This is a genomic window from Pseudomonas psychrophila HA-4 (assembly GCF_000282975.1).
In the GTDB taxonomy this organism is placed as follows: Bacteria; Pseudomonadota; Gammaproteobacteria; order Pseudomonadales; family Pseudomonadaceae; genus Aquipseudomonas; species Aquipseudomonas psychrophila_A.
This window is the reverse complement of record NZ_ALJC01000117.1, coordinates 70,375-80,185: the sequence shown is the minus strand read 5'-3', so window position 1 is coordinate 80,185 and position 9,811 is coordinate 70,375. Positions and strand designations below refer to the sequence as shown.

Annotated in this window: 9 protein-coding genes; 8 read left to right on the top strand and 1 reads right to left on the bottom strand. The window is 56.1% G+C overall.

Going from position 1 to position 9,811, the window contains the following annotated elements; genetic code table 11:
- Positions 1–35 precede the first annotated feature (35 nt).
- The 6 genes from tilS (at position 36) to ispD (ending at position 6,700) form a co-directional block, all read left to right on the top strand.
- On the top strand, positions 36–1,352 hold the full coding sequence (gene tilS / locus B347_RS0119945; RefSeq protein ID WP_026014308.1) for a tRNA lysidine(34) synthetase TilS: 1,317 nt from the start codon (positions 36–38) through the stop codon (positions 1,350–1,352).
- 272 nt (positions 1,353–1,624) lie between these two features.
- Positions 1,625–3,256 carry a CTP synthase gene (locus B347_RS0119940; RefSeq protein WP_019411456.1) on the top strand — a complete coding sequence of 544 codons (1,632 nt, stop codon included), beginning with the start codon at positions 1,625–1,627 and terminating at the stop codon, positions 3,254–3,256.
- Positions 3,257–3,261: 5 nt separating this feature from the next.
- On the top strand, positions 3,262–4,107 hold the full coding sequence (gene kdsA, locus B347_RS0119935; protein WP_019411455.1) for a 3-deoxy-8-phosphooctulonate synthase: 846 nt from the start codon (positions 3,262–3,264) through the stop codon (positions 4,105–4,107).
- Positions 4,108–4,261: 154 nt separating this feature from the next.
- Positions 4,262–5,551, top strand: coding sequence for a phosphopyruvate hydratase (eno, locus tag B347_RS0119930; RefSeq protein ID WP_019411454.1), 1,290 nt, complete (start codon positions 4,262–4,264; stop codon positions 5,549–5,551).
- A gap of 169 nt (positions 5,552–5,720) precedes the next feature.
- Positions 5,721–5,999: a cell division protein FtsB gene (gene ftsB / locus B347_RS0119925; protein WP_019411453.1), complete on the top strand. Its 279-nt coding sequence runs from the start codon at positions 5,721–5,723 to the stop codon at positions 5,997–5,999.
- Positions 5,996–6,700 carry a 2-C-methyl-D-erythritol 4-phosphate cytidylyltransferase gene (ispD, locus tag B347_RS0119920; protein WP_019411452.1) on the top strand — a complete coding sequence of 235 codons (705 nt, stop codon included), beginning with the start codon at positions 5,996–5,998 and terminating at the stop codon, positions 6,698–6,700. The genes ftsB and ispD overlap by 4 nt, the downstream gene beginning before the upstream one ends.
- 13 nt (positions 6,701–6,713) lie before the next feature.
- Here the strand turns inward: ispD and B347_RS0119915 are convergent, their stop codons facing one another.
- Positions 6,714–7,613 (bottom strand): LysR substrate-binding domain-containing protein, encoded by a 900-nt coding sequence (locus B347_RS0119915; RefSeq protein WP_019411451.1) that lies wholly within the window; start codon positions 7,611–7,613, stop codon positions 6,714–6,716.
- Between the two features lie 108 nt (positions 7,614–7,721).
- Here B347_RS0119915 and B347_RS0119910 point away from each other — a divergent pair, with 108 nt between their 5' ends.
- Both B347_RS0119910 and fghA read left to right on the top strand, forming a co-directional pair.
- Complete coding sequence (locus tag B347_RS0119910; RefSeq protein ID WP_019411450.1) at positions 7,722–8,834, top strand: S-(hydroxymethyl)glutathione dehydrogenase/class III alcohol dehydrogenase; 1,113 nt, start codon at positions 7,722–7,724, stop codon at positions 8,832–8,834.
- A 91-nt stretch (positions 8,835–8,925) separates the two neighbouring features.
- Positions 8,926–9,771 carry an S-formylglutathione hydrolase gene (gene fghA / locus B347_RS0119905; RefSeq protein ID WP_019411449.1) on the top strand — a complete coding sequence of 282 codons (846 nt, stop codon included), beginning with the start codon at positions 8,926–8,928 and terminating at the stop codon, positions 9,769–9,771.
- Positions 9,772–9,811: the final 40 nt, after the last annotated feature.

The following is a 9,811-nucleotide window of genomic DNA, read 5'->3' as shown; positions in this document are numbered from 1 at the left end:
GGGTGGGGGGGCTTTTGATCTTGACGGTGCTTGTGATGCCCAACCTCTCAATCCAGCTTCTTCAAGCTTTAAAACCCTGGCGCAACGCCAAGGCTTGGCACGTCGCCCTTTCCGGTGGACTTGATTCAACCGTCCTGCTGCACCTTCTCGTACAACTTCGCCAAACCCACTCGCTTCCTCCGCTGACCGCTGTGCATGTGCATCATGGCCTACAGGCGGTTGCTGACGCGTGGCCGGCCCATTGCCAGGCGCTCTGTGATGCGCTGAGCGTCCCGTTGCAGGTGTTTCATGTTCAGGTGCGGGCAGGCGCAAGCCTTGAGGGTGCCGCACGGGATGCGCGCTACCAGGCGTTCGTCGCGGTCACTCAGGCGCAAGAAGTGCTACTCACGGGCCAGCACCGCGACGATCAGGCAGAAACCTTGCTGTTTCGCCTGCTGCGTGGAGCTGGGGTCAGCGGTCTGGCGGGCATGCCGCATCAGCGAACGTTAGGCGAGGGGCATCTGTGTCGTCCCTTGCTGGACGTTTCTCGGGCTGAGCTTGAGGCGTATGCACGCGCAAATGCATTGACCTGGGTTGAAGATCCATCCAACACGCAGACAGATTTTTCGCGTAACTATTTGCGCCATGAAATCTTTCCAGCGCTGACCAATCGCTGGCCGCAAGCGACTGCGAGCATGGCACGTAGCGCGGCGCATTGTGCTGAGGCGCAAGGTTTACTTGATGAGTTGGCGCAACAAGATCTGGCTGGGGGCAACTCATATTCTGAGCTTTCCTGGCTTGGGTTGCCTTCTTTGGAGCTTGCCCCGATCGCTGGGCTTTCTGCGGCGCGTCAACGCAATGCCTTGCGGTATTGGCTGGCAGCCTTCAGTCGTCTTCCAGACACCGACCATTGGGCGGGCTGGAATGCCCTGCGTGATGCCCGTGATGATGCACAGCCGGTCTGGAAATTAGCCGAGGGCGAATTGCATCGTGCAGGTGGCCGTATCTGGTGGCTATGGGGTGACTGGTTGCGTCAGCCTGTTGCGCCCTTACTGTGGGAGCGTCCGGATTTGCCATTGCAACTGCCGGGTAATGGTTGGTTACGTTTACTGGGAGATATTCCCGATGGCCCCCTGCGCGTGAGCTATCGTAAAGGAGGCGAGGTGATGGAGGTGGCACAGCGTGGTCATCGTGATCTCAAACGCTTGCTTAACGAACGGGGGGTGCCCGTCTTCGTGCGTGGCAGATTGCCGCTGTTGGTGTGCAGTGAGCAGTTATTGGCGGTGGCAAACCTCAATGGACTGGACCGCGACCCCCGTGGGCGTTGGCAATTGCAGTGGTTGCCAACTTCGCGAGATCAAGGTTTGAGCTGAAAGGGGCTTTCCGGTAGACTACGCTCCCTTCTTGATACAACTTCTGTAGATTCACCAGAATTGCAGATGTTGCCGATTACCAAGCAGTCTTTGCTGGGCGATTTTAAAAAAATGTGTGGCTTGTATCGAACCGTTGGTTTCCTTCGGTCTGTTTCAATGCAGCAGTTTTTCGAAAGGTGCACTGTGACTAATGCTGGTGATTGGGGGCTTCGGCCTTCCTTCGCTCTCCCCGGCGGCTCTGACCGCTTTAACGCAGACTTCTAGGGTTTTTCATGACGCGCTACATCTTCGTCACGGGCGGTGTTGTTTCTTCATTGGGGAAAGGCATTGCCTCGGCTTCATTGGCAGCCATCCTGGAGGCGCGGGGACTTAAGGTCACCATGCTGAAGCTGGACCCCTACATCAACGTTGATCCGGGCACCATGAGCCCGTTCCAGCACGGTGAAGTGTTCGTCACTCACGACGGCGCCGAGACCGACCTGGACTTGGGTCACTACGAGCGGTTTATCCGCACGACCATGACCCAGAACAACAACTTCACCACGGGCCGCGTTTACGAACACGTCCTGCGCAAGGAGCGCCGTGGTGATTACCTGGGTGCAACCATCCAGGTGATTCCGCACATCACCGACGAAATCAAACGTCGGATCATCAAGGGCGCCGGCGATGCCGACGTAGCGATGGTTGAGATTGGCGGCACTGTGGGTGACATTGAGTCCCAACCGTTCCTCGAGGCTATCCGTCAGTTGCGCATCGAAGTGGGCGCCAAACGCGCCATGCTGATGCACCTGACTCTGGTTCCGTACATCGCCACTGCTGGCGAAACGAAAACCAAACCAACGCAACACTCGGTTAAAGAATTGCGCTCCATCGGCCTGCAGCCAGACGTTCTGATCTGCCGTTCCGATCACCACGTTGATGTTTCCTCGCGTCGCAAGATCGCGCTGTTCACGAACGTTGAAGAGCGTGCAGTGATTTCGCTGGAAGACGCCGACACCATCTATAAGATCCCGGGCATGCTGCACGCTCAGGGTCTGGATGATTTCGTCGTTGAGCGTTTTGGGTTGCAATGCAACAGCGCCGACCTGTCCGAATGGGACAAAGTGGTCGACGCCAAGCTCAACCCGGAGCACGAAGTCACCATCGCCATGGTTGGCAAGTACATGGAGCTGTTGGATGCGTACAAGTCGCTGATCGAAGCGATGAGCCACGCTGGTATTTCCAACCGTACCAAGGTCAACCTGCGTTATATCGATTCGGAAGACATCGAAAACAAAGGCACTGAATTGCTTGAAGGCGCTGATGCCATTCTGGTTCCGGGCGGCTTCGGTCTGCGCGGCGTAGAAGGCAAAATCACCGCAGTTCAATATGCACGCGAAAACAAAGTGCCTTACTTGGGTATCTGCCTGGGCATGCAAGTGGCGGTGATCGAGTTCGCACGTAACGTGCTGGGCTGGAAAGACGCTAACTCCACCGAGTTCGATCGCAGCAGCGGCCACCCGGTTGTGGGCCTGATCACTGAGTGGGAAGACGCCACCGGTGCAGTCGAAACCCGTACAGAAACCTCGGATCTGGGCGGCACCATGCGTCTGGGTGCGCAGGATTGTCAGCTTGAAGCCGGTTCCCTGGTTCACGATTGCTATGCCAAAGACGTCATTGTTGAGCGTCACCGTCATCGCTATGAAGTGAACAACAACCTGCTGCCGCAACTGATCGAAGCGGGCCTGAAAGTGACCGGTCGTTCCGGTGACGGCGCGCTGGTAGAAGTGGTTGAAGCGCCGGATCATCCTTGGTTCGTTGCTTGCCAGTTCCACCCGGAGTTCACCTCGACTCCACGTGATGGTCATCCACTGTTCACCGGTTTCGTCAAAGCGGCACTGGCGCAACACGAGAAGAAGGCATAAACAGCATGGCGCAAAAGATTATCCGTGTAGGCAATATCGAAATTGCCAACGACAAGCCAATGGTCTTGTTCGGTGGCATGAACGTGCTCGAAAGCCGTGATATGGCCATGCAGGTGTGCGAAGAGTACGTACGTGTTACTGAAAAGCTCGGTATTCCTTACGTCTTTAAGGCTAGTTTCGACAAGGCCAACCGTTCATCTGTCAGCTCTTACCGTGGCCCAGGCCTCGAAGAGGGCATGCGGATTTTCCAAGACATCAAGCAAGCTTTTGGTGTACCGGTGATTACCGACGTCCACGAGCCCGCGCAAGCAGCCGTGGTCGCAGAAGTCTGCGACATCATTCAACTGCCGGCTTTTTTGTCGCGTCAGACCGACCTGGTAGTGGCCATGGCCAAGACTGGTGCTGTGATCAACATCAAAAAAGCCCAATTCCTCGCACCCCAGGAAATGAAACACATCCTGAGCAAATGCGAAGAAGCGGGCAATGATCAGTTGATCCTCTGTGAGCGTGGTTCCAGCTTTGGCTACAACAACCTTGTAGTCGACATGCTGGGCTTCGGCATCATGAAGCAATTTGAATACCCGGTATTTTTCGACGTGACTCACGCGCTGCAAATGCCCGGTGGTCGTGCCGATTCGGCCGGTGGTCGTCGTGCCCAAGTGACGGATCTGGCCAAGGCTGGCATCAGCCAAAGCCTGGCCGGTTTGTTCCTTGAAGCGCACCCGGATCCGGACAATGCCAAATGCGACGGCCCTTGTGCCTTGCGTCTGGATAAGCTGGAGCCTTTCTTGGCTCAGCTTAAGTCGTTGGATGAGTTGGTTAAAAGTTTTCCGACAATAGAAACCGCGTAACACTCGGTTCTCCGGTAAAGTACCGCACGATTTCTCGGGCCCTCAGGGCCCGAGCTTTATCGTCCGCAAGGCTGCCCGTTATTTGACCCTTGCCGGCGATGACAAAATTTCCCTCAGCTGCGTCGTTTTCGTCAACTTTGGAGTGTTTACAACAATGGCAAAAATCGTCGACATCAAAGGTCGTGAAGTTCTCGACTCCCGTGGTAACCCCACTGTGGAAGCCGACGTGCTTCTCGACAACGGCATCATCGGCAGTGCTTGCGCTCCGTCCGGTGCTTCCACCGGCTCGCGCGAAGCGTTGGAGCTGCGTGATGGCGACAAAAGCCGTTACCTTGGCAAAGGCGTTCTGAAGGCTGTTGCCAACATCAATGGCCCGATTCGCGATTTGCTGCTGGGTAAAGACCCGGTTGATCAAAAAGCGCTGGACCACGCGATGATCGCGCTGGACGGCACTGAAAACAAAGGTTCCTTGGGCGCTAATGCGATCCTCGCTGTGTCCTTGGCAGCTGCCAAGGCGGCAGCTCAGGACCAAGACCTGCCGCTGTACGCGCACATCGCCAACCTGAACGGCACCCCGGGTTTTTACTCGATGCCGGTTCCGATGATGAACATCATCAACGGTGGCGAACACGCTGATAACAACGTCGATATCCAGGAGTTTATGGTCCAGCCGGTTGGCGCCAAGACCTTCTCCGACGCGCTGCGTATGGGCACCGAAATCTTCCATCACCTCAAAGCTGTGTTGAAGGCCCGTGGCCTGAATACCGCCGTGGGCGACGAAGGTGGTTTCGCACCTAACTTGGCGTCCAACGAAGATGCACTGAAAGTGATCTCCGAAGCGATTGCCAACGCCGGTTACACCTTGGGTACTGACGTGACCCTGGCACTGGACTGCGCGGCCAGCGAATTCTACGAAGATGGCAAGTACAATCTGTCCGGCGAAGGCCAAGTGTTCAGCTCCGAAGGTTTCGCCGAGTACCTGAAAGGTCTGACTCAGCGTTATCCGATCATCTCCATTGAGGACGGTCTGGACGAGTCTGACTGGGATGGCTGGAAAATCCTGACCGACAAAATCGGTGAGAAGGTTCAGTTGGTAGGCGACGACTTGTTCGTGACCAACACCAAGATCCTGAAAGAAGGCATCGATAAAAATATCGCCAACTCGATCCTGATCAAGTTCAACCAGATCGGTACCCTGACCGAAACGCTGGAAGCCATTCAAATGGCCAAAGCTGCCGGTTACACCGCTGTGATCTCGCACCGCTCCGGCGAAACCGAAGATTCCACTATCGCCGATCTGGCTGTGGGCACTTCGGCTGGCCAGATCAAGACCGGCTCCCTGTGCCGTTCTGACCGTGTTTCCAAGTACAACCAATTGCTGCGTATCGAAGAGCAACTGGGTGCAAAAGCCAAGTACAACGGTCGCAGTGAGTTCCGCGGCTAAGCAGTTGGTGGTAAAAAGACTACAGATAGCGTCAGAAAATTCGCCATCGCGAGTCTTTTGACACTAATCTGATGCTTATTAAGTACAAGCCTGGTTCTTCCAGGCTTTGTACTGTTAATTGTTTACGTTTGTCGGCATGGCTGTCTTTTTACTGGATACCTGATATTCGATGCGCAGTCCCAATTGGTTGTTCCTCATTTTGCTCTTGCTTCTGGCTGGCCTGCAGTATCGCCTGTGGGTGGGGAATGGGAGTTTGGCGCAGGTAACCGACCTGACCCAGCAAATCGCTGATCAACGTGCTGAAAACGAAGTGTTGTTGGAGCGTAACCGCGTGCTAGATGCGGAAGTGCTTGAGTTGAAAAAAGGCATGGAGACTGTTGAAGAACGTGCTCGCCATGAGTTGGGCATGGTGAAAGAGGGCGAAACCCTCTACCAGTTGGCCCAATGAGCTATACATCAGCGGCCTTCTGGGCCGTGATTCCTGCCGCGGGCGTGGGTGCCCGTATGGCCGCGGACCGTCCCAAGCAGTATTTGCAGTTGGGCGGGCGCAGTATTCTTGAACACAGCCTTGGTTGTTTCCTTGATCACCCAGGCCTTAAAGGGCTGGTGGTCAGTCTGGCATTTGATGATCCCTTCTGGCCGTCCTTACAGTGTGCTAACGACCCGCGTATTGCTCGGGTAGACGGTGGTCGTGAGCGTGCTGATTCAGTGTTGAACGCTTTGTTGTACCTGCATGCGCAGGGTGCTGGCGATGACGACTGGGTGTTGGTGCACGATGCGGCGCGGCCCAATCTGTCTCGTGAGGATCTGGACAAGCTGCTCAGTGAGTTGGCGGGCGACCCGGTGGGTGGTTTGCTGGCAGTACCGGCTCGCGACACACTCAAGCGTGTGGACAAAAATGGTCGTGCGGTCGAAACCGTAGATCGTAGCTTGATATGGCAGGCCTATACGCCGCAGATGTTCCGACTGGGTGCACTGCATCGCGCTTTGGCTGACAGTCTGGTGGCGGACGCGACCATTACGGATGAATCGTCCGCAATGGAGTGGGCCGGTTTGGCCCCCCGCCTGATCGAAGGCCGCTCGGACAACATCAAAGTCACTCGACCCGAAGACCTTGAGTGGCTGCGGTTGCGCTGGGTTAATCGCTGAGCTCCTACAGGTTTCAGGACACCAAATACTCTTCGCGCATGGCTAAACCTGCCTTCAGGTAATCCACCAGCTTTCTGACTTTGGGCGATAAATGCCGTTGCTGCGGGTACAGCCCCCAGACGGCAGTGTTGGGTGGTTGATGCGCGTCGAGCAGTGACACTAAAGCGCCGGTCTTTAGATGCTCCAGTACGTAATAGTCCGGTAGCTGACACAAGCCAACACCTTGCAGTGCCGCGTCCAGCACCGCTTGCCCACTATTGCAGCGCCAATTGCCTTGTACGCGCTGCGAAAATTCTCGTCCATCCTGCTCCAGTTGCCAGATGTCCGAACTGCCAATCAGGCAGTTGTGGCGACTCAATTCCGACAAGCTGTGGGGGCGTCCGTAATGTTCCAGATAAGACGGCGACGCGCACAGGTACATGCGCCGGGGCGCTAGGCGGGTTGCAACCAGCCTTGAATCCTGTAGTCGGCCGAGCCGAATCGCCAGATCAAGGCTTTCGTGCACCAAGTCTAAGGGCCGATTGCTCAGCTCAATGTCGACCCGTAATTGTGGGTATAACGCCATAAAACGCGTGACCAGCGGCACTATAAAACGCTCGCCGTAGGCCACTGCGCAGGTCATGCGCAGCATGCCCTTGGGTTCGCTGGTCAAGTCGCCGATTGCCCGCAGGGCTTCTTCGCGACCGTCCTGCAAGCGCTGGCAATGTTGCAAAAAGGTTTGCCCCGCTTCAGTCAGCGTCACCCTTCGGGTACTGCGGTAGAACAGGCGAGTTTGCAGGCGCTCTTCAAGACGGGCTACTTGGCGGCTGATGTGTGAAGACGATACCCCGAGGCTTTCGGCCGCAGCCGTGAACTGAGCACATTCGGCCACGGCCACAAATTCGTCTATACCTTCCCAGCGGTTCTCGTTCACGATTGATTGTCCCTATGGAGCAATAATGTTTTGCTTTTGTCTGGATTATTAATCACTCAGCGCTGATTTACACTCAGCGTCTTGTTTTTACTTTGTTGGAGACGATGGATGATCAAGTCACGTGCTGCCGTAGCATTCGAGGCCAAAAAGCCGCTGGAAATCGTAGAAGTAGACGTTGCCATGCCCAAGGCGGGCGAAGTGCTGTTGCGTGTCGTGGCTTCGGGTGTTTGCCACACCGACGCCTACACCTTGTCGGGCGCGGATCCGGAAGGCATCTTTCCATCGATTCTGGGCCACGAAGGGGGCGCAATCGTTGAGGCTATCGGCGAAGGCGTGACCTCAGTTGCCGTGGGTGACCATGTGATCCCGCTGTACACCCCGGAATGCCGTCAGTGCAAATTCTGCCTGTCGGGCAAGACCAACTTGTGTCAGGCGATTCGCTCTACCCAGGGCAAGGGCTTGATGCCAGACGGAACAACGCGCTTCTCCTACAAAGGTCAGCCAATTTTCCATTACATGGGGACTTCGACCTTCTCCGAGTACACCGTGCTCCCAGAAATCTCCGTTGCCAAGATTCAGAAAGAAGCGCCGCTAGAAAAAGTCTGCCTGCTGGGTTGCGGCGTGACCACCGGCATCGGCGCAGTGCTCAACACCGCCAAGGTCAAGCCGGGTGACACTGTGGCTATCTTTGGTTTGGGCGGCATTGGCCTGTCGGCAGTAATCGGCGCTGTAAAAGCCAAGGCGGCGCGGATTATTGCTATCGACATCAACCCGGCCAAGTTTGAAATCGCCAAGCAACTGGGCGCGACAGACTGCGTAAATCCGAAAGACTTTGATCGCCCGATTCAAGACGTGATCGTCGACATGACTGACGGCGGTGTTGATTTTTCTTTCGAGTGCATCGGCAATGTGCAGTTGATGCGTGCGGCGCTGGAGTGCTGCCATAAAGGGTGGGGCGAGTCTGTAATCATCGGCGTTGCCGGTGCCGGCCAGGAAATATCCACCCGTCCATTCCAATTGGTTACCGGTCGCGTCTGGCGCGGTTCGGCGTTCGGTGGTGTGCGCGGTCGTACTGAGCTGCCAAGCTATGTCGACATGGCGCAAACCGGCGAGATTCCGCTGGATACGTTCATCACTCACACGATGGGCCTGGAAGACATCAACAAAGCATTTGACCTGATGCACGAAGGCAAAAGCATCCGCACTGTCATCCACTTCTGACGAATAGCTACACGTTGCAAGCCTCAAGCTGCAAGCGGGATTCACTTGCTTTCACTTGCGGCTTGAAACTTGCCGCTTGGAGCTGCCCCTAATGCCCTTAACAAATATTTCCTGCCAGAAGAGCTTCGGCGGCTGGCATAAGCGTTATTCGCATCGCTCTGACGTGCTGGGCTGTGACATGGTGTTTGCCGTGTATCTGCCGCCGCAGGCCGAACAGGGCGCAAAGCTGCCCGTGCTGTACTGGTTGTCCGGGTTGACCTGCACCGATGAGAACTTCATGCACAAGGCTGGCGCCATGAAGATGGCCGCCGAGTTGGGCCTGATTATTGTGTGCCCGGACACCAGCCCGCGTGGCGAGGGTGTACCGGATGATCCGAATGCTGCCTGGGATTTTGGTCTGGGCGCAGGTTTTTACCTGAACGCGATCCAGCAACCTTGGGCTCAACATTACCGTATGCACGATTATGTGGTGCAGGAGCTTCCTGCCTTGGTCGAAGCGCATTTCCCCGCGTCGCAGAAGCGCGGGATCAGCGGCCATTCCATGGGCGGGCACGGCGCACTGGTGTGTGCCTTGCGTAATCCTGGGCGTTATCAGTCGGTGTCAGCCTTTGCACCGATCAGCAACCCGATGGATTGCCCTTGGGGCCAAAAGGCGTTCTCCCATTATTTGGGCGAAGAACGTGCGCGCTGGCGCGAATGGGATGCGTGCGTGTTGATCAGTGAGGCCCGTGAAAAGCTGCCATTGCTGGTGGACCAAGGTGACAGGGACGACTTTTTAGCCGTTCAGCTCAAGCCTGAAGCCCTGCAACAAGCGGCCAAGTTGGCCGATCACCCGCTTACCTTGCGTCTGCAACCGGGCTATGACCATAGCTATTTCTTCATCGCTAGCTTTATAGATGATCACTTGCGTCATCACGCGCACGCACTAAGCGCATAGGGTCTAGTCCCGTTTCATTGCAAGCCGCGTCGCGGATGCA

Coding starts and splice junctions, on each gene's coding strand:
- ftsB (WP_019411453.1), top strand. CDS start 5,721: ATGCGCAGTCCCAATTGGTTGTTCCTCATTTTGCTCTTGCTTCTGGCT.
- ispD (WP_019411452.1), top strand. CDS start 5,996: ATGAGCTATACATCAGCGGCCTTCTGGGCCGTGATTCCTGCCGCGGGC.
- eno (WP_019411454.1), top strand. CDS start 4,262: ATGGCAAAAATCGTCGACATCAAAGGTCGTGAAGTTCTCGACTCCCGT.
- kdsA (WP_019411455.1), top strand. CDS start 3,262: ATGGCGCAAAAGATTATCCGTGTAGGCAATATCGAAATTGCCAACGAC.
- tilS (WP_026014308.1), top strand. CDS start 36: ATGCCCAACCTCTCAATCCAGCTTCTTCAAGCTTTAAAACCCTGGCGC.
- B347_RS0119940 (WP_019411456.1), top strand. CDS start 1,625: ATGACGCGCTACATCTTCGTCACGGGCGGTGTTGTTTCTTCATTGGGG.
- fghA (WP_019411449.1), top strand. CDS start 8,926: ATGCCCTTAACAAATATTTCCTGCCAGAAGAGCTTCGGCGGCTGGCAT.
- B347_RS0119910 (WP_019411450.1), top strand. CDS start 7,722: ATGATCAAGTCACGTGCTGCCGTAGCATTCGAGGCCAAAAAGCCGCTG.